Raw genomic sequence first — 22,522 nt, 5'->3', positions numbered from 1 at the left:
CCGCCCGGCAAGTCACCGATGGCTCGCCCGCTACCACCCCGAGCCCGAGCCCGCCACCACCCGATCCGGCGTGATCGGCAGCGTGCGCACCCGCACGCCGGTCGCGTGGAACACCGCGTTCGCGATCGCCGCCGCCGCGCCGATCACGCCGATCTCGCCGGCGCCGCGCGCGCCGAGGTCGCTGAGGTGCGGGTCCGGGGCGCCGACGAAGAGCACGTCCAGCATGCCGACGTCGGCGTTGACCGGCAGGTGGTAGCCGGCCAGGTGCGGCTCGACCACGTGCCCCCGGCGCGGGTCGATCGTGGTCGCCTCCATCAGGGCCTGGGCCAGCCCGAAGGTCATCCCGCCCAGCAGTTGGCTGCGCGCGGTACGCGGATTGATCACCCGGCCGATGTCGAACGCGCCGACCATCCGCCGGACCCGGACCGTACCGGTCAGCGAGTCCACCGCGACCTCGGCGAACTGCGCGCCGAACGACTGCACCGCGTACGGCGAGTTCGCGTCGGGATGGTGGTGGCCGACCGCCGACAACGACGGCAACCCGATCCGCGCCAGTTCGCTCGCGAACGTCTCGGCGCCGAACCCGATCGCGCCGATCTCCCGCCGGTACAGCGGCGATTCCGGATCGTCGACGGCCGCGGCGAGCAGATCGTCGCGGACCGCCTCGCACGCGCGCCGGATCGCCGGGCCCACGTAGGCGACGGTCTGCGACCCGATCGACGGCGGCGCCTCCGGCAGATCGGTATCGCCGAGGCGGACGATGATCCGGTCCGGCGCGAGGCCGAACACCTCCGCGGCGATCTGCCCGAACACCGTGTACGTCCCGGTACCGATGTCGTGCGACGCGACACCGATCACCGCCGTGCCGTCGACCCGCAGTTCGGCGTAGGCGGCGGCCGATCCCGGGTCCATCTCGTGGGCCGCGGTCGCCATCCCGGTGCCGATCAGCACGTCGCCCTCGCGGCGGGTGCCCGGTGTGCGGTCGTCCGGTTCCCAACCGAACCGCTCGGCGCCCGCGCGGTAGCACTCCCGAAGGTGCTTGCCCGACCACGGCCGACCCGACGACGGGTCGGTGTCGGCGTGATTGCGCAGCCGCAACTCGATGGGATCCATTCCCAGTTCGTGCGCCAGCTCGTCGAGCGCGGATTCCAGCGCGAAGGATCCGGGGGCCCGTCCGGGACCACGTTGGAAGGTCGGCGCCTGCATGTCCAGCCGGACGATCCGCTGCCGGATGGCGACGTTCGGGCACGCGTACAGGGTCGAGGTGATCCCGCCGGTCGACTCGACCACGTTCTCGCCGGGCGAGGTGGCGGTGGTGCCGTCGTGGGCGATCGCGGTGAGTCGACCGTCCCGGTGCGCGCCCAGCACGATCCGCTGCCGGGTCGCCGGCCGGGTGCCGCACGAGGTGAACATCTGCGGGCGGGTCAGTACGAGCCGGACCGGCCGGCCCACCCGGCGCGCCGCCGCCGCGGCCAGCAGCACGTGCGGCCAGACCGTGCCCTTGCTGCCGAAGCCGCCGCCGACGAAGCCGGACAACACCCGGACCTTGTCGACCGGCAGCCCGAACGCGGCGGCCAGCGCGACCCGCACCCCGCCCACATACTGCGTCGAGTCGTACACGGTGAGCCGATCGCCCGACCAGCGCGCGGTGGTCGCGCACGGCTCCATCGGGTTCATGTGCTGCGGCGGCGTCTCGTAGTACGCCTCCACCCTCACATCGGCCACCGCGAGACCGGTCGCCAGATCGCCCCGGACGATGTCCTCGCGCCCCGGCGGGGTCTGCGCGATGGCGTCCTCGATCCGCACCAGCGGCGATTCGTGGCGGTACCGCGTGCGGATCGACTCGGCGCCGGCCACCGCCTGTTCGAGGGTCTCCGCCACCACCATCGCGATGTGCTGCCCGTGGTGGTGGATCACCGGGTCGGACAGCGGGATACGGCCGTCGCCCATCGGGCCGTTGTCGGCCGAGTAGAACGACGCGACCCGGCCGATGCCCAGCGAGCCGTCGGAGCTGTACACGGCGAGGACGCCGGGCGCGGTCTCGGCGGCGGCGATGTCGGTTCCGGTGATCCGGCCCTTGGCGATCGTGCTCTGGACCAGCACCGCGTGCGCGAGGCCGGGCAGTGCCACGTCACCGGTGTAGATCGCGGTGCCGGTGACCTTGACCGGACCGTCCACGCGCGGCTCGGCGGCGCCGATCCAGGGCGTTTCCGGGCTCATGCGGGGTCCCCTTCCGGGGTGCTCGGGGCTTCCGGAAGGCTCGGGGCGGCCAGGGTGCTCAGGGCGCGGGCGACGACCCGGCGGATCAGTTCGACCTTGTACGCGTTGTCCCGGCGCGGCACGGCCCCCTCCGCGGCGGCGTCACCCGCGTGGGCGAACGCGGCGCTGCTCGGCGGTGCGCCGATCAGCGCCGCCTCGGCCGAACGTGCCCGCCACGGTGTGGTCGCCACGCCGCCGAGCGCGATCCGGGCGTCCCGGACGATCCCCTCGCGTACCTCCAGTGCGACCGCCGCCGAACACATCGCGAACGCGAACGAGGCCCGCTCGCGCACCTTGAGGTAGTGCGAGTGGGCGCCGAGTGCGGTCGTCGGCACCTCGACGCCGGTGATCAACTCGCCGTGGGTCAGCGTGGTCTCCCGGTGCGGGGTGTCCCCCGGCGGCAGGTGGAACGCCTCGATCGGCTCGACGCGCGGGCCGTTCGGCCCGTCGATCGACACCCGGGCCTCCAGCGCCAGCAGCGCGACCGCGAGGTCGGAGGGGTGCGTGGCGATGCAGTGCTCGCTGGTGCCCAGGACCGCGTGGCCCCGGTGGTCGCCGTCCAACGCGGCGCATCCGGACCCGGGCTCGCGCCTGTTGCACGGCATCGCCGGGTCGCGGAAGTATCCGCAGCGGGTGCGCTGGAGCAGGTTGCCGCCGAGCGTGGCCAGGTTGCGCAGTTGCGGGGAGGCGCCGGCCAGCAGGGCCTGGGACAACACCGGCAGCCGCTCGCGCACCACCGGGTGGGCTGCGAGGTCGCTGTTCGAGACCAGGGCGCCGATCCGGATCGTGTCGCCGGCCGGGTCCGCCGTCAGATCGGTGAGCGGCAGCCGGCCGATGTCGACGAGGCGGGCGGGCGTGGCCACACCGCACTTCATCAGGTCGACGAGGTTGGTGCCGCCGGCGATGTACATCGCGTCCGGGCCGAGTTCGGTCCAGGCCCGCGCGGGCTCGGCCGGACGGGTGTAGGTGAAGGGGCGCATCGTGCTCTACCGCCCGGCCGAGGCGGCGATCGCCGCGACGATGTTGGGGTACGCGGCGCAACGGCACAGGTTGCCGCTCATCCATTCGCGGACCTGGTCGTCGTCGGCGGCGTGGCCCTCGGCGAGGAGGCCCACCGCCGACATGATCTGGCCTGGTGTGCAGAAGCCGCACTGGAACGCGTCGTGGTCGACGAACGCCTGTTGCACCGGGTGCAACTCCCCTTCGGGGTCTCCGTCCAGGCCCTCGATCGTGGTCACCTCGCGGCCGTCGTGCATGAGGGCGAAGGTCAGGCACGAGGTGATGCGGCGGCCGTCGAGGAGCACGGTGCAGGCACCGCATTGGCCCAGATCGCAGCCCTTCTTGGGGCCGGTCAGCCCCAGCCCTTCGCGCAGCGCGTCCAAGAGGGTGACGCGGGGGTCGACGCGGAGCCGTCGGGCTTCGCCGTTGACGTGGAGCTCGACTTCGTCTGCGGGGGGCTCGAGTGGCATGGTCCCTCCGGGGGGCTCTCGGGCCGTGTTCGCCCGGCCCGGGATCTGGGCTGGTACCCCCCTTGGTGCGTGATACACGGGTCGGTTGGGGTGGCCTCATTCGCCGGCCGGGCTGGGTTGGCCTCAAGCGCCGGCCCGGCTGAGGTTGGCCTCAAGCGCCGGCTCGGCTGGAGTTACCCGGCCTTCGGCCGAGGTGGCCTCAGGTGCCGGCCCGGCTACTTGGCCTCAAACGCCGGCCGGGCTGAGTGTGGTGCGGCGGGTTCGCTTGGGACGCTGGGGTTGGTCGGGTGCCGGCATCGGTGGGGATGCCGGTGTCGGTGAGGACGCTCTTGTCAGTGGGCATGCCGGTGTCAGTGGGGACGCCGGCGTTGGTGGGGACGACCGCGTCTGTGAGGGCGTCGGCGTTGGTGGGGGTGTGGGGTGCTGCTGGGAGGGTGGGGATCGCGGCGAGGAGGGATTGGGTGTAGGGGTGGGTCGGGTGGCCGAGGACCTTTGGGGTGGGGCCGGATTCGAGGGGTCGGCCTGATTTGAGGACCAGGACGTGGTCGCACAGGTGTTGAACAACGCCGAGGTCGTGGGAGACCAGGATCAGGGACAGGCCGAGTCGGGTGGTGAGGTCGCGGAGCAGGTCCAGGATCTGGGCGCGGACCGAGACGTCGAGTGCGCTGACCGGCTCGTCGGCGACCAGGACGCGGGGGTGCGGTGCGAGCGCGCGGGCGATCGCGATGCGTTGGCGCTGGCCGCCGGAGAACTCGTGCGGATGGCGGGTGCGCATGGCCGGATCCAACCCGACGGACGTCAGGACCTCGTCCACCCGCGCGTCGTGGTCGCCCTCGACGCCCAGACATTCCAGCGGCTCGGCCACGATGTCGCGCACGCGGGAGCGCGGGTCCAGCGAGCTCATCGGGTCCTGGAGGACGATCTGTACCTCGCGCCGGAACCAGGTCAGCGAGCGTGCCGGTCCCGGCCGTACCTCGCGGCCGCGATAGTGGATCGTCCCCCCGTCCGCGCGGTCGAGCCCGAGCAGCAGCCGGATCAGGGTGGACTTGCCCGCGCCGGATTCGCCGACCACGCCCAGCGAGCCGCCCTCGGCCAGTTCCAGGTCGACGCCGCGCAGCGCGTACCGCTGCCCGGCCGGGCCCCACAACGATCGGCGCGGCAGGCGGTACGTCCGGGTCAGTCCCTCGGCGCGCAGCAGTACGGCGGGCGCGGTCGCGGTCACAGTGGTGCCTCCACGGGCTCGGTCGCGGTACGGACGCCCGCTTCGGGGTCCGCCGGGTCGGGGTCCGCCGGATCGAACGCGCCGGCGTCGAACGCGGTCGCCCGCGCGGCGGCCAGCAGCGTGCGGGTGTAGGGCGCGTCGGGGTCGTGCAGGATCCGCTCCAGCGGACCGTGTTCGATCACCCGACCGGTCCGCAGCACCGCGATCCGGTCGCTGATCCGGGATACCACCGCGAGGTCGTGCGTGATGAACAACAGCGCGGTGCCCTGCTCGCGGGCCAACGCGTCGAGCAGCGCGAGGATCTCCCGCTGCACGGTGACGTCCAGCGCGGTGGTCGGCTCGTCCGCGATCAGCAGCGCGGGTCGGCACGCGAGCGCGATCGCGATGCCCACCCGTTGGCGTTGACCGCCGGAGAGTTGGTGCGGCCAGGCCCGCACCAACTCGGCCGGATCCGGCAGGCCCACCCGCTCGGCCAGTTCGATCGCCGCGAGGTCGGCTCGACGGCGGCTCATGCCCCGGTGCAGGCGCAGCGGTTCGGCGATCTGTCGGCCGATCCGCATGGTCGGGTCGAGCGCGGTGAGCGGCTCCTGGAAGACCATCGCGACCCGATTCCCACGGATGCGGGCGAGTTCGCGCTCGCGCCTGCCGAGCAGTTCCACGCCGTCGAGGCGGATGCTGCCGGTGACTTCGGCGCCTTCGGGCAGCAGGCCCAGCACGGCCAGCGCGGTGAGCGACTTGCCGGAGCCGGATTCGCCGATCAGGCCCAGTCGTTCGCCGGGCGCCAGGGTCAGGTCGACGCCGTCCACCACGGTGCGTCCGCCGATCCGGACGGTGAGGTCGAAGACCTGGAGCAGCGCGCCTTCGGTGGGCGGGGGCGGTCCCGGTGACCGCACTTCGGCCCTGGTGCGGGCGTCGGTCACGATCTCCGGAGCCCGGTGTCGCAGTCGCGGATCGCTCGCGTCGCGGAGTGCGTCGCCGAGCAGGTTGAAGCCCAGGACGGACAGTGCGACGGCCAGCCCCGGCCAGATCACGAGCAGCGGTCGGGCGGAGATGTAGGGCTGCTGGTCGTGCAGGATCCGGCCCCAGGACACGGCGGGCGCGGGGCTGCCGTAGCCGAGATAGGACAGCGCGGCCTCGGTCAGCGACGCCACGGCCATCACCAGGGAGAGCTGGACCAGCAGGGTGGGGGCGATGTTCGGCAGGATGTGCCGGCGGACGGTGCGCCACGTGCTCGATCCGCTCGCGGTGGCCGCGAGCACGTAGTCGGTGCCGTGCACCCGCTCGATCTCGGCGCGCGCGATCCGGGCCAGGTGCACCCCGAACGCGACGCCGATCGCACCGGACGCGGTCCACACCGAACCGCCGAACACCGCGGCCAGGATCATCGCGGTGAGCAGTGCCGGGAACGCGATGGCGACGTCGATCAGTTGCACCACGCCGGCCGCGAACCGCCGTGGTCCGAGCGCCGCGGCCAAGGCGAGCGGCAGGCCGAGCGCGGCGGCGATGCCCGCCGACGCGAGCGCGGTCAGCAGGGTCTCCCGGGAGCCGACCAGGATCAGGCTGAACTGGTCGCGCCCGAGCATGTCGGTGCCGAGCACGTGGCCGTCCCGAAACGGCAGCAGCCAGGGCGCGTTCGGGTCGACGGCGGTGGGGTCGTACGGGGTCCAGACCAGCGACAACAACATCGAGGCGACCAGGATCGCGACCAGTGTGCCGCCGATCACGCCGTTGCGGTCGCGAAGCAGCGCGCGCAGGACGGTACGGCCGGCCGCCGCCTTCCCGACAGTGGCCGCCGTCCCGGCAGCGGCCGCGTCCTGGTCGGCTCCGGTCGAAATGGGCACGGGCGCGTTCGAGTTCCTCACGCGGACACCTCCCGGGTGCGAACGTCCGCCAGGCGCGGGTCGATCAGTCGTTGCGCGACGTCCACCAGGAAGCCCACGAACAGCACGATCGCGACCAGCAGCATCACCTCGCCCTGCACCTTGACCAGATCGCGGTTGCCCACGTCGGCGACCAGCATCGAGCCGACACCGGGCAGGGTGAAGACCTTCTCCACCACGATGGCGCCCACCAGGAGCGCGGCGACCTGCACGCCGAGCATGGACAACACCGGGCCGGCCGCGTTGCGCACGCCGTGCCGCAGCAGTGCGCCGGTCCGGGTGCGGCCCGCCGCGCGCGCGGTGCGCAGGTAGTCGCGGTGCAGCACGTCGAGGGTGGCCGAGCGCACGAAGCGCAGCAGTACCGCGCCCTCGGACAGGGCCAGGGTCAGGGTGGGCAACACCAGGCTGCGACTCGCCTCACCCGGGTCCGCCCAGCCGTCGACCGGGAAGCCCTGCGCGGGCAACAGCGGGGTCTGCACGGCGAACAGCAGGATCAGCACCAGGCCCACCCACAACGTCGGCAGCGCGATCCCCAGTTGGCTCGCCACGCTGATCACGGTGCCGTCGCGGCGTTCGCGGCGCACCGCCGCGAGCATCCCCAGCGGCACCGCGAAGGCCAGTGCGAGCACCAGCGCGCCGAGCACCAGCGGACCGGTCACCCGCAGTTTCTCGCCCAGTTCGGCGGTCACCGACGAACCGTTGAGCTGCGAGCGACCCAGGTCGCCGGTCGGCACGTCGATCAGCCACGTCCAGTACTGGACGAGCAACGGCCGGTCCAGGCCCAGGTCGTGCCGAATCGCCCGCAGTTGCGCGGAGTCCGCGGTGATGCCGCCGACCGAGGTGGCGGCATCACCGGGCAGCAGCCGAAGCAGCGCGAAGGTCAGGACGCTCGCGCCGAGCAGGGACAACACGAGCAGCCCCAGCCGGCGCACGACGAACACCGTCATGCCGGGCTCCGCGGGGGTTTCCGGCGCGCGCGACCCTCGCCGGGCGGTCGGATCCCACCGGCCCGCTCCGGCCGTCGGAACGGCCCTCGGCGCGAGCTCACTTGGTGATCCCGATGGTGGCGAGGTTGAGGCGGCTGCTGGTGTGGTGCTGCGGTGCGCCGCTGACGCCCTTGCGCACGACGGTCAGCGTCTGCGCCTGGAACAGCCAGTCGGCGGCGGCGTCCTCGGTGACCTGGCGGCCGATCCGGGTGAGCAGGTCCGTTCGGGTGCGCTCGTCCGGCGCGGCCACCGCCTGCGCGTACCACTCGCGCACCTGCGCGTTGTCGTAGCCGAAGTAGTAGCCGGGCGTGGCGAAGTTGGCGATGTCGTGCGGCTCGGCGTGGTTGACCAGGCTCAGGTCGTAGTCCCTCGCGGTGTACACCTCGCTCAGCCAGGCAGTGAACTCCTGTTGCTTGACCGTGAGTTCAATGCCCGCCTCCTTGAGGTTGGCGACCAGCACGTCACCGATCGCGGCGGGGTAGATGTTGGGGATCTTCAGGGTCAGCTTGAGGTTGTCCGCGCCTGCCTCGGACAGCGCCTTGCGCGCCGCCGCGGCGTCGTGCGGGTCGATCGCGCTCAGGTCCTGGAAGCCCGGGTCGGAGGTGGGAATCGGTCCGCCGAGCCGAACACCGGCCCCGCCGAGCGTCTTGATCAGCGCGTCCTTGTCGATCGCGCGCCGGATCGCGTGCCGCACGGCCGGGTTGTTCAGCGGCGCCTTGGCGTTGTTGATCGCCAGCGTGTACTTGTCCGTGGTGGTGCCGCGCAGCACGGTGAATCTGTCGTTGCCGGTGAACGGCTGGAGCAGGGTGGCCTCGGCCGCCGTCTCGATGTCGGTCTGGCCGGTGGCCTGCGCGTTGTTGGCCGCGTTGCGGTCCGGGATGTAACTGAGCACGACCTTGGCCACCTTGGCCTTGGCGCCCTTGTACGCGTCGTTGCGCACCAGGGTGATCGCCGAGCCGCGCTGCCAGGCGTCCAGCTTGAACGGGCCGGTGCCGTTCTCGGCGGCGTCCAGCTTGGCGAAGTCGGTGCCCTTCTTGTAGACGACGCCGACTCGCTGGGTGAGTGCCCAGGTCAGGTTGCTGTCGCGCTGCTTGAGCGTGATCACCACGGTGGCCGGGTCGGGCGCGGCCACGTTCGCGATGGTGGCCAGGGTTTTGGCGTTCGGCTGCTTGGAGCCGGGCGCGATCACCTGTTGCAGCGACCAGGCGGCGTCCTCGGCGGTGACGGGCGAGCCGTCGTGGAAGGTCGCGCCGGGGGTGAGGTGGAACGTGTAGGTGAGGCCGTCGGCGGAGGTCTCGAAGCCGGTCGCGAGCGCGGGCACGATCTTGTTGTCGGCGTTGGTGTCGACGCTGAGCAGGCCCTGGTAGACGTTGTCGAGCAGAACCTGCTCGACCGCGACACCGGCGGTGGTGGTCAGGTTGAGGCTGGTCGGCTCCAGTACCAGGCGCACCTTGGCCGTCGCGTTCGGGTCGAGCGCGCTGTCGGCGGGCGCCGGGGCCTGGGTGTTGGCGCCGGTGGCGCCGGGGGTGGGGGTGCCGCCGGAGCCGCACGCGGCGAGGACCGGTCCGGCCAGGGCGAGGACGGCGGCTATGCGGAGCGCGGAGCGGCGCATGGTGGATCGATCTCCTTGCTGGAAAAGGGTATTGCCGGAATGGCCGAGCGGCTCTTGGTGCTCCGTCGGACCCGCGCGGGCTCGACGGGGCGCGCGGGAGTGGGACGGGTATCGGAGAACCCGCCCGGGCTCGATGGCGCCCGAAGGGGCGGGTGTTTCAGCCGCGCGCGGCGGCCAGGACGAACTCCGCGATCTCGTCGTGGACTTGGGCGCGGTCGTTCTCGGCGAGCACGTTGTGCAGGTCGCCCGGGAAGATCCGGGCCCGGGCGTTCGGCAGCGTCTTCGCGGCGGCCGACACGGCGCTCGCGGGCGCGAGGTCGTCGGCTTCGCCGTGGACGAAGAGCACCGGCCGGGTGATCGCGCCGGAGGCGATCAACTCGGCGATCCGCTCGCCGCCCGCCTCCAGCGCGTCCAGGGTCTCCGGGCGCAGGCCGCCGGACCACACCAGCGGATCGTTGCGCAGCCGTTCGGCGTACTCGGCGTTCCCGCACAACTCGCCCGGGTCCTTGCGCAGCGACATCGGATCGATGCCGTGCTCGGCCAACACCTTGCGCAGGCCGCTCTCCCCCGGCGACAGGCCCGTTCCCGCACCCGCCAGGACCAGGGCGCGGGCGGGTGCGGCGGCGGTACGCGTGCCCGCGAGGAGCAGGGTGACCGCCGAGCCGAGCGAGTGGCCGGCCAGGATCAGCGGCACACCGGGCCGGCCGGCCGCGATGCGTTCGAGGATCAGTTCGGCGTCGTCGGCGAGCGCGTCCAGGCTTTCCACCAGGACGCGGGGGCCGTCGCTGAGGCCGTGGCCGATCTGGTCCGGGGCCCACACCTCGATCCCGTCGGCGTTGAGCCGGTGTGCCAACGGCTCGTGCAGTGCCGCGTGTTCGCCCAGGCCGTGCAGGAACAGCAGGACCGCGACGGGTTCGTCGGCGACGGGCCACACGCGCAGGTGGAACTCGCCGCGCGCGCCTCGGATCCGGCTCTCGTGTACGGCCTGCCGTGTCGTCATCGGCCGACCTCGCCGACCACGAGTTCACCGGCGCCGGCCGCCGCGGCCAGGCCCCGGCGCAGGTCGGCGAGCAGGTCGTCGACACCTTCCAGGCCGATGGACAGCCGGACCAGCCCGGGAGTCACCCCGGCCTGGGCCTGCTGCCCCGGATCGAGTTGGGCGTGCGTGGTGGACGCGGGGTGGATGGCCAGGCTGCGCGCGTCGCCGATGTTGGCGAGGTGACTGAACAACCGGAGCTCCTCGACGAATCGCCGACCCGCGACCGGTCCGCCGGCCAGGTCCACCGACAGTACGGCGCCCGCGCCGCGCGGCAGGTAGCGCTTCGCCGCGGTGTGCCACGGGCTGGTGGGCACGCTCGGGTGGTCCACGCGCAGCACCTCGGGCCGCGCGTCGAGCCAGGCCGCGATGCGTTCGGCGTTGGCGGTGTGCCGTTCGATACGCAGGGACAACGTCTCGATGCCTTGGAGCAGCAGGAAGCTGTTCAGTGGCGACACCGCCGGGCCCAGGTCGCGCAGCAGCCGCACCCGCAGGCGCAGCGCGTACGCGATCCGGTCGGCGCCGAACCGCTCCCAGAAGGACAGGCCGTGATAGGTCGGGTCGGGTGCGACCAGCCCGGGGTAGCGGTCCGGGTGGGCGCCGAAGTCGAAGGTGCCGCCGTCGACCACGATCCCGCCGATCGCGGTGCCGTGGCCGCCGAGGAACTTGGTGGTGGAGTGCACCACGATGTCCGCGCCGTGCTCGAACGGCCGGAGCAGGTACGGCGTGGGCACCGTGTTGTCCACCACGAACGGCACGCCGGCCTCGTGCGCGATCTCGGCGACGGCGGCCAGGTCGAGCACGTTGCCGCGCGGATTGCCGACGCTCTCGCCGAACAACGCCTTGGTCCGCGGCCGGATCGCCGCGCGCCACGCGTCGAGGTCGTCCGGGTCGTCCACGAAGGTGACCTCGATGCCGAGGTCGGCGAAGGTGTGTTCGAGCAGCGTGCGGGTGCCGCCGTACAGCGAGGCCGCCGCGACCAGGTGGTCGCCGGCCCGGGCCAGGTTGAGCAGTGCGAGCGTGGTGGCGGCCTGGCCGCTGCCCACGGCCACCGCCGCGGTACCGCCTTCCAGGGCGGCGATCCGCTCCTCCACCACGACGGTGGTGGGGTTGGACAACCGGGTGTAGGCGTGCGTCTCCAGGTCGGTGAGCGCGAACGCGTCGGCCGCGTGCGCCGCGTCCCGGAACACGTAGCTGCTGGTCTGGTAGATCGGCACGGCCCGGGCGCCGGTGCTCGGATCGGGTCGGGCGCCGGCGTGGACCTGAAGGGTCTCGAAGGCCGGTGCGGCGGGCGGTACTTCACTCTCCCGCTCGGCGACGGCCGGCGCGTCGGGCTCGCTGGGCGACCCGGATGACCCGGGTGACTCGGATGACCCGGGCGGCTCGGTCGACCCGGGCGGCTCGGTCGACCCGGCGGCGGATATCGCACCCGACGACCCGGCGCCGCCGTCGCCGACCCCGCCGTCCGCCCGTTCGGCCGGGACCAGGTCCGACCACCACCGCTCGACCACGCGCGGGTGCGAGCGCAGCCAGCCGATCAGCGCGTTCTCGCCGTAGGCGGGCTTGAGCGGATTGCTCGGGTCCTCGGTGACGCCGTCGGCCACCTCGGCCAACTCGGCGGGCAGGGTCAGCGGTTCGACCACCGCGTCCAGGCGCGGGCCGAGGAAGAACGGCAGCGAGTAGCGGTCGACGCCGGCCTGCGGGGCGATCACCCGGTGCTTCGTGGCGCGCAGGTAGCCGCGCGTGGCGATCTCCAGCATCTCGCCGATGTTGAACACGAACGCGTCCGGCAGCGGCGTGGCGTCGATCCAGGAGCCGTCCCGGGCCTGCACCTGGAGGCCGCCGACGTCGTCCTGTTGCAACAGCGCGAGGTAGCCGTAGTCCTTGTGCGCGCCCACTCCCTGGTCGACGTCGGCGCTCGGTCGGCCCGGGTAGTGCACGACCTTGACGTGTACCGCGGCCTCCTCGTCGAACCACTCGTCGAAGTAACCGGTGTCCTGCCCCAGCGCGGCGGCCAGCGCGCGCAGCACCTCGCGGCTGACCCGCAGCGCCTCCTCCTGCCACGCGAGCACCGTCTCGCGCAGTTCGGGAAGCGCGGCCGGCCACTGGTTGGGGCCGATCAGGCGCAGATAGGCGGGGTCCTTTGGGCCGAGCGTGAGCGCGGCGCGTTCCGGGCCGATGTCGAGTTGCTCGCGCCAGTCGGGTCCGCCCTGGGTGTACTCGGTGCCGGTGCGCGTATAGCCCCGGAACTGCGGCGAGTTGACGTTCTCGACCGCGAGCCGGTCCGCCTCGGGCAGCGCGAAGAAGCGCTTGGAGACGTCCAGGGCGCGGGTGCGCAGGTCCGGGTCGACGCCGTGGCCGACCACGTAGAAGAAGCCGATCTCGCGTGCGGCGTAACGCAGTTCGGCCAGGAAGCCGGCCGTGTCCGCGGCGGGGTCGCGGAATCGGGAGATGTCGATCACGGGGAGGGTGGGCGGTGCGGTGGTTGCCATGACTGGGTCCTCGGTACAGCCTCGGTCCGCCCGCGCCGGGCGGCGGCCCAAAGGGGCCGAGCGGGCGGGTCGAACGTGCGGCGAATGGGGCTGGATCGTGTACGCGGACGTCGCGAGACGAACGGCGGCGACGCGGGAGAGCCGGGCCCGGGCGCGGCGGACCGACGAGGGTCACGCGGGGCGGGGCACGCTCTGCTCATTCGGCGGCGGAAGGCCGCACGAACGCAGGGTTCAGCGACAGATCTGGTCGAAGTGGTCGGCTCGTCGACCCACCCAGAAGGGGTCGAGCGGCGTGGAAGCGACCTGACGCGAAGTCATGGCGGTGATGAAAGCACGAGGAAGGCGTGTTGGTCCAGCCGGCTTTCCCCGAGACCGGGTGTGCGGGGGCGAGTCGAGTCCGCCTGCCGGGCCCGTGTCCTACGCCCGCCGGCCGCTGTCCCGCAGGCCCGCCGGGTTACCCCGTGGCGCGAAGGCGATCGGGCCGCCTAGACTCACGGCCATGTCCAGCCCCATGCTCGTCAGTCGCCGCCACGTGGATCTCGTGCGCGTGACCAGCATGGCCTGTCGAATGTCCCACTGAACCCCGGTGACCGTTTCGGTCCCGGTGGTTCGCGCGGTGTGTGAGTCCGGGCGCTGACCCGCCGACTCCCCGCGTCCCGCTCCGCCCTCCCCGCTCTGCTCCCGCTCGGGCCCGTGTCGGCCCGGTCCTCGGTCGCGAACACCACGTGTCGGGGCCGGTTCGCCGCGCCCGCGGTCGGTTCCGCGTAACCGGCGGCGGGATCCGCGCATGCCCTTCGCCGGTCCGCCCCGGCCGGCCCCGGCTCTTCCCGACAGCCCGGCCTCACTGTCGGCCTCCCTTGTCTACATCCGGGGCCTCACCGTCGACTCTTCTACCGACAGCCCGACCTCACCGTCGACTCCCCTACCGACAGCCCGACCTCACCGTCGACTCCCCTACCGACAGCCCGACCTCACCGTCGACTCCCTTACCCCGCAAGGAGTTTCCCGATGACCATCGAAGCAACCGACGCCCCGAGCACGATCGACGTGCCGTCCACGATCGACGCGCCGCCCACGGTCGAAGCCGCGCCCGCCGACGACGTCGCGTCGTGGTCCTTCGAGACCCGGCAGGTGCACGCCGGCGCCTCGCCCGATCCGACCACCGGGGCCCGCGCGGTGCCGATCTACCAGACCACGTCGTTCGTCTTCAAGGACACCGAGCACGCCGCCGGGCTGTTCGACCTGTCCCAGGAAGGCCACATCTACACCCGGATCCACAACCCCACGACCGACGCGCTGGAGCAGCGCGTGGCCGCCCTCGAAGGCGGTGTCGCGGCGGTGGCGACCGCGTCCGGGCAGGCGGCGACCACGCTGGCGGTGCTCAACCTCGCGGAGGCCGGCGACCACATCGTGTCGAGTTCGTCGCTGTACGGCGGCACCTACAACCTCTTCCACTGGACGCTGCCCAAGCTCGGCATCGAGGTCACCTTCGTCGACGACCCGGACGACCTGGACGCGTGGCGCGCGGCGATCCGGCCGCGGACCAAGCTGCTGTTCGCCGAGACGCTGGGCAACCCGCGCGGCAACGTGCTCGACCTGGCCGCGGTCGCCGACCTCGCGCACACCGCCGGCGTACCGCTGGTGGTGGACAACACGGTGCCCACGCCCTATCTGCTCCGGCCGCTCGAACACGGCGCGGACATCGTGGTGCACTCGGCGACCAAGTTCCTCGGCGGCCACGGCACCGCGATCGGCGGGATCGTGGTCGACGGCGGCACCTTCGACTTCGGCGCCTACCCGGACCGCTTCCCCGGCTTCAGCGAGCCGGACGCCAGTTACAACGGGCTGCGCTACTGGCCGGACCTGGGCCCGGGCGCGTACGCGGCCAAGCTGCGCGTGCAGTTGCTGCGCGACGTGGGCGCCTCGATCGCGCCGCTGACCAGTTTCCTGCTGCTCCAGGGGTTGGAGACGTTGTCGTTGCGGATCGAGCGGCACGTGGCGAACGCGAGCGCGCTGGCCGCGTGGCTGCAGGCCCGGGAGGAGGTGGAGACCGTGCACTACGCGGGTCTGCCGAGCAGCCGGTGGTACGACGCGGGCAAGCGCTACCTGCCGCGCGGCGCCGGCGCGATCGTCGCGTTCGAGCTCGCGGGCGGGATCGAGGCGGGCCGCCGGTTCGTGGACGGGCTGTCCCTGTTCAGCCACCTGGCCAACATCGGCGACGTGCGCAGCCTGGTGATCCACCCGGCGAGCACCACCCACGCGCAGCTCACCGAGGCGGAGCGGCTGGCCACCGGCGTCACCCCAGGGCTGGTCCGGCTCTCGGTCGGCATCGAGGGCCTGGCCGACCTGCGCGCCGACCTGGTGGCCGGTTTCCGCGCCGCACAGGCGGCCTAGCCGGGAATTCGGACGGACCACGCACCATGACGCACGACACGCCTACCGCTCCCGTCCCGGCGGGGCCTCGTTCACTGATCCTGCCCCGGCCGCTGTGGACCGAGTCCGGGGAACTGCTGCCCGAGATCCGCGTCGGCTACGAGACGTGGGGTCGGCTCGCCCCGGATCGCTCCAACGCGGTCCTGGTCCTGCACGCGCTGACCGGCGACAGCCATGTCGCCGGTCCGGCCGGGCCGGGCTTTCCCACCCCGGGGTGGTGGGACGGCCTGATCGGGCCGGGCCGCACCCTGGACACCGACCGGTACTTCGTGGTCGCCCCGAACGCGCTCGGCGGTTGCCGGGGCACCACCGGTCCCGCCTCGCCCGGGCCCGGTGGTCGGGCGTGGGGAAGTCGCTTCCCCCGGTTGACCGTTCGCGATCAGGTGGCGGCCGAGGTGGCCGCCGCCGACCTGCTCGGGATCCGGCGCTGGGCGGCGGTGGTGGGCGGGTCGATGGGCGGCATGCGGGCCGTGGAGTGGGCGGTGACGCATCCGGACCGGGTCGGCGCGCTGTTCCTGATCGCCACCACGGCGGCGGCGAGCGCGGAGCAGATCGCGTGGTGCTCGACCCAGCTCCACGCGATCCGGGCCGACCCGGACTGGTCCGGCGGCGACTACCACGACCGGCCGGCCGAGTCCGGGCCCTGGCGCGGGCTCGGCCTGGCCCGGCGGATCGCGCACGTCACCTATCGCAGCGAGGCCGAGCTGGCGGTCCGCTTCGGCCGCACCCGGCAGCCGGACGAGGGCCCGCGCGGGCGGTACGCGGTGGAGTCCTATCTCGACCACCACGCCGCCAAGCTGACCGCGCGCTTCGACGCGGGCAGCTACGTGGTCCTGACCGAGGCGATGAACAGTCACGACGTGGGCCGGGGTCGGGGCGGCGTGGCCGCGGCCCTGGCTCGGGTCACCGCGTCGACCGTGGTCGCTGCCGTGGACAGCGACCGGCTCTATCCGCCGAGCCAGCAGCGGACCCTGGCCGAGGGCATACCGGGCGCGGGTCCACTGCGGGTGGTCGAGTCGCCGCACGGCCACGACGGCTTCCTGATCGAACTCGACCAGGTGGCACCCCTGCTCGCCGAGTTGCTGGAACGGACCGGCGACCCCGGTCCCGCCGAAGACGTGGATCGCGTCACAAACCCGATGCCGACCCGGAACACGGTGCTCGGTCCCACCGTTAGGCGGAGGTAGTCACAACCGGTAGGTAGCCCTCCACATCACCCGCCCGGTGCCCGGCCGTGGGGATTCAGCGCATATGGTGCGCCCCTCGCGGACCGGCGCCGGGCCCCGTCGAAAGGCCCATTCACCATGACCGCCCTGGCTCCCGCGCAGGTCCGCGCCCGGCTGACCGAGTTCCTCGTGCTCGACGTGCGCACCCCCGGCGAGTACGCGACCGGCCACATCCCCGGCGCGCACAACGTCCCGCTCGACCGGCTGCGCGAGGCGGTGCCGGTGCTCCAGCGGGCCGGGCACCCCGAGCTGCTGATCGTCTGCGCGTCCGGGGCTCGCTCCGAGCGGGCCCGCGCCGAGCTGACGGCCGCCGGGATCGAGGCCGCGCACCTGACCGGTGGCACCTCGGCCTGGGTCTCCGAGGGCCACGCCCTGGACGGCCCGAGCGGCGCGCGCAACGTGTGGCCGATGGAACGCCAGGTCCGCCTGGCCGCCGGCGCGCTGGTCGTGCTGGGCCTGGCGGCCGGTCGCCGTACGCCCAAGGCCCGCCTGCTGGCCGGCGCGATCGGCTCCGGCCTGGTCTTCTCCGCCGTCACCAACACGTGCGGCATGGCGGCGGTGCTGGGCAAGCTCCCGCACAACCGCCCCGCGCCCGAGGCCCCGGACCTGGCCACGACGCTGACGGCCCTCGACCGGGTCTGAGCGAAGCGGGGCTCACACGAAGCCGGGTTCGTGTCCGCGGCGGGTCGACAACGATCAAAGTCGGCGCAAAGTGGGCCCGACGGCGGAACCCTTCCGTTGGATGTGGGCGTGTTCGGAAGTGTGTACCCGCTTCCGAACGGCCCTTGGAGTCAACCCGTGTCGAGCCTTTCCACCCGTCGCGCCCTGCGCGGCCCGACCGTTCTCGCCGTGGCCGGCGCACTCGCGGTGGGCACCGCCGCGTGTTCGTCGGACGCGGGGAACAAAGCGGCGAAACCCGGTGGTCGCGAGGGTGCCGCAGATGCCGGGCAGGCCCGGTCGTACGCGCCGACGGCGCCCGATCCGAACGCGTCGGTGCCGCCGCCGCTGGTGCCGGACGCACTGGTGCGCGAGTCCGCGAACGGTGGGCGTACCGTCGCGTTGACCTTCGACGACGGGCCGAGTCCACAGTGGACGCCGCAGGTGCTCGCGTTGTTGAAGGAGTACCGGGCCAAGGCGACGTTCTGCATGCTCGGCCCGAACGCGAAGGCCAATCCGAAGCTGGTCAAGCAGGTCCTCGCGGACGGCAACCGGCTGTGCGACCACTCGGTCACCCACGACGAGGGCATCGCCGAGCGCCCGCTGTCCCGGATCAAGTACGAGATCACCACCGCGCACGACCAGATAGTCGCGGCGGGCGGTCCGGGCACCAGGGTGGACTGGTTCCGCGCGCCCGGCGGCGACTGGTCCCCGCAGGTGCGCGCGATGGCGGCCGGTTACGGCATGCGCTCGCTGGACTGGTCCGACGACACCCGCGACTGGCAGCGTCCGGGCGCGGACAAGATCCTGGCCACCGCCGAGCAGGAGCTCGAGCCCGGCGGGATCATCCTGATGCACGACGCCGGCGGCGACCGCGCGCAAACCCTGGCCGCGCTCGAGCAGTTGCTGCCCTGGCTGGTGCGCCAGGGCTACACGTTCGACTTTCCGGCCTGACCTTCGGCTCGCGGCGCGGGCACGAGCGCCGAGATCGCCGGAACCAGGCCGTACGGATCCGGATGCACACCGGTGGAGAAGTCGAGCAGTTCCACCCGATGCGGCACCAGGCGGACCAGCGCGAAGTCGCCCCCGGTGGGCCCGGCCGGAAAGAACGGCCGCAGGGTCTCGTCCCAGAGGACGACCGACTCGGTCCCCTCACACAGGAGTTCCGCGCGTGCGTAGAGCGTCGCGTAGGCCACCCTCGCGCGGTCCTCGACCGAGTAGGACACCTCCGGTCGGGCGATCAGGTCGAGCGCCTTGCGTGAACGCGGGCTGGTACTGATCCAGATCGTCGCGTCGTCCTCGACCGCGAGATGTTGCACGAGGCGCACGCGTGGCGCACCGGCGTCGTCGGTGGTGGCCAGGAAGCCCAGCGGGTACGAGCGCAGGATGCGCAGCGCCGCATCACGCAGGGTCGGGTCGGGGTGGGTCGGGTCGGGCTGGGTCGGAGCGTCGACCGGGGAGGTCGGCATGATGCACCGCCAATCATTCGCCGTATCGGTTTCCGTGCCGGTTTCCATGTCGGTCGCCGTCCCGGCGGCCGTCTTGGTCGCCGTCTCGATGGCAGTATCAGTGGAACCATACTAGAATCCCGATTCCAGAAAACGTCAAGGGACGAACGCGTCAGGGACGGGTGCTCGTGGGCCGCAAGCCGAGATTCGGCGACGACGACTTCCTCGATGCCGTGCTGCGCGTCACCGCGCGTACCGGCGCCGGCGCCGTGACCGTCGCGGCGGTGGCCGCCGAGGCGGGCGCGCCGGTCGGATCGGTCTATCACCGCTTCGCGTCGCGCGATCTGCTGCTCGCCCGGCTGTGGTTGCGTACGGTGCAACGCTTCCAACAACCGTTCCTGGCCGCACTCGCCGACCCCGATCCGGCCCGGGGCGCCACCCGCGCGATCCGGGCCGTGTTCGCGTGGGTGCGCGAAAGCCCGGACGAGGCGGCGGTGCTGCTGCTGCATCGTCGTGAGGACCTGATCGCGCGGTGGCCCGAGGAACTGGGCCCGGAGGCGGCCACGCTCAACGACGCCGTGGCGAACGCGCTGCGGGTCTACACGCGGGCACGGTTCGGTAGGGTCTCCCCGGCCGCCCTGGAGCGGGTCACCTTCGCGCTGGTGGACATCCCGTACGCGGCGGTGCGTCGGCACCTGGCGGCGGGCCGCACGCCGCCGGCGTCGATCGAGGCCGCCGGCCTGCTCGCAGCGCGCGCGGCGTTGGGTGAGTGATCGGGGTGCGCCGCGCTCGAACGGCCGCTCGACGGGCGGCCGGGCTCGGCCGACGGTGCGGCTCGCGTCCGCGGTGACCGTCGCCCGTACCGAACGCCCGCAACCCGCGCTCGGCCCTCAGGCCTTGGGCGGGTAGACCCGACACTGGCTGGTCGCCGTCGCGCGCACCGTGCCGCCGAGGTCGGCCAGCGTCGCGGACGTGTTCGCCACCAGCCCGTCCAGCCCCGCCCGGGCCCGGAACAGCGTCGGGCCGCCCGCACCCGCCTCCGCGTGCCACGTCACGTCCAGGTCCAGCGAGGTCATCACCGTCCCCCGCGCGGCCCCGCGATACGCCGCGTCCATCAGGTGCGCGTCGAACAACATCACATCGACCAGACGCTCCGCGACCGAGGCCGAGAGCGTGTCTTCGCCCTCCTCCCGGTCACCACCACGGCCACCGCCACCGCGCGGCGCAGGCCATTGCGGAACCGCCCACAGCGCGATCGAGTCGCCGTCGTCCGCACGGAAGCCCCCCTCGAACTCCTCCACCGACAATGGGTAGTCCACCGCCCGCTCGTCGAACCCGCCCAGGAACGGCACGATCTTCGCCAACCACGGCAGCCGGGGACAGTCCTCGGGCCCGGGCACCCGCGCCGCCGTCCGCCGACCGGCACCCTCGGGAGGAAGCAGCCCGGGAGCGGCGAACCAGGTCAACGCCGCGACCACCGGTTCCCCGCCTTGACGCACCGTCACCTGCACCGAGGTCGCGGTCCGTCCACGCACCAACGGCAGGACCTCCAGTTCCAGTTCACCCGCGACCGCAGTTTTCGTGAATACCGCCCGCAGGCTGCGCAGTTGCTTGCCCCGGGCGTACCGCGTCGCGCCCAGTGCGGCGATCGCGGCCGTGTACCCGCCGAATCCGCGACCGTCGATACAGAAGAATTCCGGCAGCTCGGCCACCGGCCCGGCACCACCGCGCCCGCCGTCCCGTACCCGCAACTCCCCCAGCGGCGTGTCCACCGCGCAAGCCCCGACCTCGCCAGTATCCATCGTCGGATGTTGACACGCGGCCCCACGGCATGCCAGGGCCACCCCCACCCGAGAACCACCCGCCGAGGAGTCCGCGCGCGGACGCGGCGCGTCGAAGCAGGCATCAGCGCGCGGTCGTCGTCCTCCGCACGGCCCAGCGTCGCCGCCCACACCGACGCGCCGGCACGGGCACCCGTCTCGACCGGACCGGACCTGCCCGACCGGCCCGACCCGCCCGACCTTCCCGACCCGCCCGACCTGCCCAACCCGCCCGACCGGCGCGGGCGGTTGCGCCGGCCGCCTTGCCGCCGACACGCCTGGTGGTCCGCCGGTCCGCGACGAGCGCACGATGATGGATGAACCTTATGAAATGCATCGATTCATGGTATTCGTCGGGATTCGTCATCCGCGCACTCTGATCGGGCTCTCCCTGTTCTGCTCCGTCGTGCTCGGCGGGTCGGCGGCGACACCTCGAGCCGAAGCCGCCGTGCCGACGGTCTCCGAGGCCGTCTCGGGAGCCGTGTCCGAGGTCGCGTCCGAGCCGGGTGGGGACATCACCCGTTCCGAGGTGCTGGAGCGCGCCGAGGACTGGTACGACCGCGATGTCCAGTACGACCAGGCGGCCGAGGCCCCGGACCCGGAAGGCGCCCACGGCTACCGCACGGACTGCTCCGGAATGGTCGCGATGGCGTGGCACCTGCCGGGCACCGACTTCAACACCGATTCGCTCGACCTGCGTTCGGTCACCGCACGGGTCGATCCGAACGACCTGCTCCCCGGTGACGCCCTCGACGACACCGACGACGGCCACGTGGTGATCTTCACCGGCTGGGTGAGCCGCAGCGCGCGTACGTTCACCTACATCCAGTTGGCCAACTCGCACACCGACATGGACAAGGGCACCGGCAGCTTCGACGGTCCGCTGCTCGCGGGCCTGCCCACGGCGAACTACTTCGGCCTCCGGTACAACCGGATCGTCGACGACCCGGCGTCGGGTGTCGTCCCGCCGGTGCGCGTCCTGGATAGGTATCCGTGGAAGGCGCCGTGGAATTCGGCTCGGCCCGTCGCCCCGACCTCGGTCCGGCGAGCGGGGTCCGGCGGGTGACGCGGCGGTCGGCACCGGCCCACCCGCCGGCGCCGACCGCCCTCGCTAGGCCGCGCACTCCTCGGCGGGCTCCCGCCGGGGCGCCGCGTCGAGGAAGCTCAGTACCTCGGCGACCACGGTCGGGTCGCCGAGGACTCGGCTGTGGCCCAGGCCCCGGGTGACGAACAACCGGGCCTGGTCGGGGTAGGCCGCCGCCAGCCGATGCCCCTGATCGGCCAGGGCCATGTGGTCGTCCTCGTCGTGCACGACCAGGATCGGGACCCGTACCGACTCGGGACCGTACGACGCGGAGAAGCGCTGCCAGATGTCCGACTCCGGAGCCAACAGCCGAGCGTCCGCCCGCGCCCGCAGTGCGGCCTTGACCCGTTCGGCGAGGCCCAGTTCCGAGCTGAACCGGTCCAGCAGATACTCCATGTCGCACACCGCGCCGACCGCGACCACCCGCTCGGCCCGCACCCCCGAGCGCAGGGCCTGGAACGCGCCCAGCACGCCGAGGGAATGGGCGAGCAGCGCGCGGAAGTCGCCGTAGCGGTCCTGGAGTTGTCGAGCGATCTCGGCGTATTCGAGGACGTTGGTGCAGGTTCCGCCCGAATCCCCGTGCCCGGGCGCGTCGAAGGCGATCGGGGTCAACCCGCGCGCCCGCAACTCCTCGACGAACGCCGCGAATCGTGAGCCGCGCGATTGCCAGCCGTGCAGCATCAGTACCGGCTCGGCGCCGTCGCCCCACCGGTAGGTGACCACCCGCTTGCCGCCGACGTCCAGCGTTTCGGTGGTCGCGAACATGTGCGCCGAGCGCTCGGCGGGGCGTACCCGACCACGCGTGACCGGGCGATGGAAGAAGCGGTACGCGAGCGCGCCGGCCGCTTGCGGGGACACCGCGCCCGTGGCCCGGAGCGCGACTCGCACGGATGCCATG

18 protein-coding genes and 2 pseudogenes are annotated in these 22,522 nt (G+C 72.7%); 7 read left to right on the top strand and 13 right to left on the bottom strand.

The genetic code is table 11. The annotated features are described in order from the left end of the window. Positions 1 to 30 precede the first annotated feature (30 nt). From ACWCPW_RS20510 to ACWCPW_RS20465, 10 genes and pseudogenes are all read right to left on the bottom strand, one after another. Positions 31 to 2,220 (bottom strand): xanthine dehydrogenase family protein molybdopterin-binding subunit, encoded by a 2,190-nt coding sequence (locus tag ACWCPW_RS20510; RefSeq protein WP_449763002.1) that lies wholly within the window; start codon positions 2,218 to 2,220, stop codon positions 31 to 33. Then, a complete protein-coding gene (locus ACWCPW_RS20505) occupies positions 2,217 to 3,239 on the bottom strand; it encodes an FAD binding domain-containing protein (RefSeq protein WP_449763001.1) in 1,023 nt (340 codons plus the stop codon). The genes ACWCPW_RS20510 and ACWCPW_RS20505 overlap by 4 nt, the downstream gene beginning before the upstream one ends. A 6-nt stretch (positions 3,240 to 3,245) precedes the next feature. Then, positions 3,246 to 3,728, bottom strand: a complete 483-nt coding sequence (locus tag ACWCPW_RS20500; protein ID WP_449763000.1) for a (2Fe-2S)-binding protein — start codon at positions 3,726 to 3,728, stop codon at positions 3,246 to 3,248. Positions 3,729 to 3,927: 199 nt separating this feature from the next. Continuing rightward, complete coding sequence (locus ACWCPW_RS20495; RefSeq protein ID WP_449762999.1) at positions 3,928 to 4,950, bottom strand: ATP-binding cassette domain-containing protein; 1,023 nt, start codon at positions 4,948 to 4,950, stop codon at positions 3,928 to 3,930. Beyond that, a complete protein-coding gene (locus ACWCPW_RS20490) occupies positions 4,947 to 6,812 on the bottom strand; it encodes an ATP-binding cassette domain-containing protein (RefSeq protein ID WP_449762998.1) in 1,866 nt (621 codons plus the stop codon). The genes ACWCPW_RS20495 and ACWCPW_RS20490 overlap by 4 nt, the downstream gene beginning before the upstream one ends. Next, entirely contained in the window at positions 6,809 to 7,777 is a 969-nt protein-coding gene (locus ACWCPW_RS20485) for an ABC transporter permease (RefSeq protein WP_449762997.1), read from the bottom strand. Before ACWCPW_RS20485 ends, ACWCPW_RS20490 begins: the two co-directional genes overlap by 4 nt. Before the next feature lie 97 nt (positions 7,778 to 7,874). Next, on the bottom strand, positions 7,875 to 9,428 hold the full coding sequence (locus tag ACWCPW_RS20480; protein WP_449762996.1) for an ABC transporter substrate-binding protein: 1,554 nt from the start codon (positions 9,426 to 9,428) through the stop codon (positions 7,875 to 7,877). 157 nt (positions 9,429 to 9,585) lie between these two features. Further along, positions 9,586 to 10,428: an alpha/beta fold hydrolase gene (locus tag ACWCPW_RS20475; protein WP_449762995.1), complete on the bottom strand. Its 843-nt coding sequence runs from the start codon at positions 10,426 to 10,428 to the stop codon at positions 9,586 to 9,588. Continuing rightward, positions 10,425 to 11,795 (bottom strand): annotated as a pseudogene (locus ACWCPW_RS20470) (O-acetylhomoserine aminocarboxypropyltransferase/cysteine synthase family protein); the annotation flags it as partial. The gene ACWCPW_RS20475 and the pseudogene ACWCPW_RS20470, both read right to left, overlap by 4 nt. Before the next feature lie 336 nt (positions 11,796 to 12,131). Continuing rightward, positions 12,132 to 12,956: pseudogene (locus ACWCPW_RS20465) on the bottom strand (isopenicillin N synthase family dioxygenase); the annotation flags it as partial. A 316-nt stretch (positions 12,957 to 13,272) separates the two neighbouring features. Here ACWCPW_RS20465 and ACWCPW_RS20460 point away from each other — a divergent pair. The 5 genes from ACWCPW_RS20460 (at position 13,273) to ACWCPW_RS20440 (ending at position 18,226) form a co-directional block, all read left to right on the top strand. After that, the gene (locus tag ACWCPW_RS20460) at positions 13,273 to 13,536 is read left to right on the top strand and encodes a putative leader peptide (RefSeq protein WP_449762994.1); all 264 of its coding nucleotides are present in this window, start codon (positions 13,273 to 13,275) and stop codon (positions 13,534 to 13,536) included. Between the two features lie 428 nt (positions 13,537 to 13,964). Continuing rightward, a complete protein-coding gene (locus ACWCPW_RS20455; RefSeq protein ID WP_449762993.1) occupies positions 13,965 to 15,350 on the top strand; it encodes a bifunctional o-acetylhomoserine/o-acetylserine sulfhydrylase in 1,386 nt (461 codons plus the stop codon). 26 nt (positions 15,351 to 15,376) lie between these two features. Beyond that, on the top strand, positions 15,377 to 16,576 hold the full coding sequence (gene metX, locus ACWCPW_RS20450; RefSeq protein ID WP_449762992.1) for a homoserine O-acetyltransferase MetX: 1,200 nt from the start codon (positions 15,377 to 15,379) through the stop codon (positions 16,574 to 16,576). A 117-nt stretch (positions 16,577 to 16,693) separates the two neighbouring features. Continuing rightward, positions 16,694 to 17,257 (top strand): rhodanese-like domain-containing protein, encoded by a 564-nt coding sequence (locus tag ACWCPW_RS20445; protein WP_449762991.1) that lies wholly within the window; start codon positions 16,694 to 16,696, stop codon positions 17,255 to 17,257. Between the two features lie 156 nt (positions 17,258 to 17,413). After that, positions 17,414 to 18,226, top strand: a complete 813-nt coding sequence (locus ACWCPW_RS20440; protein ID WP_449762990.1) for a polysaccharide deacetylase family protein — start codon at positions 17,414 to 17,416, stop codon at positions 18,224 to 18,226. On the opposite strand, the gene ACWCPW_RS20435 is transcribed toward ACWCPW_RS20440, so the two are convergent. Further along, entirely contained in the window at positions 18,202 to 18,741 is a 540-nt protein-coding gene (locus tag ACWCPW_RS20435; protein ID WP_449762989.1) for a pyridoxamine 5'-phosphate oxidase family protein, read from the bottom strand. The two genes, ACWCPW_RS20440 and ACWCPW_RS20435, sit on opposite strands and share 25 nt — an antisense overlap. A 167-nt stretch (positions 18,742 to 18,908) precedes the next feature. Between ACWCPW_RS20435 and ACWCPW_RS20430 the strand changes: the two genes are divergently transcribed. After that, positions 18,909 to 19,493: a TetR family transcriptional regulator gene (locus ACWCPW_RS20430; RefSeq protein ID WP_449762988.1), complete on the top strand. Its 585-nt coding sequence runs from the start codon at positions 18,909 to 18,911 to the stop codon at positions 19,491 to 19,493. Positions 19,494 to 19,610: 117 nt separating this feature from the next. On the opposite strand, the gene ACWCPW_RS20425 is transcribed toward ACWCPW_RS20430, so the two are convergent. Then, positions 19,611 to 20,522, bottom strand: a complete 912-nt coding sequence (locus ACWCPW_RS20425) for an acyl-CoA thioesterase domain-containing protein (RefSeq protein ID WP_449762987.1) — start codon at positions 20,520 to 20,522, stop codon at positions 19,611 to 19,613. Between the two features lie 349 nt (positions 20,523 to 20,871). On the opposite strand from ACWCPW_RS20425, the gene ACWCPW_RS20420 reads away from it, so the two are divergent. Next, on the top strand, positions 20,872 to 21,606 hold the full coding sequence (locus tag ACWCPW_RS20420; RefSeq protein WP_449762986.1) for a hypothetical protein: 735 nt from the start codon (positions 20,872 to 20,874) through the stop codon (positions 21,604 to 21,606). A gap of 45 nt (positions 21,607 to 21,651) precedes the next feature. Here the strand turns inward: ACWCPW_RS20420 and ACWCPW_RS20415 are convergent, their stop codons facing one another. Next, positions 21,652 to 22,521 (bottom strand): alpha/beta fold hydrolase, encoded by an 870-nt coding sequence (locus tag ACWCPW_RS20415; protein WP_449762985.1) that lies wholly within the window; start codon positions 22,519 to 22,521, stop codon positions 21,652 to 21,654. Position 22,522: the final 1 nt, after the last annotated feature.

This window comes from Embleya sp. NPDC001921 (assembly GCF_053594475.1).
The sequence above is the reverse complement of the archived record's forward strand: the minus strand, read 5'-3'. Positions and strand labels throughout refer to the sequence as shown.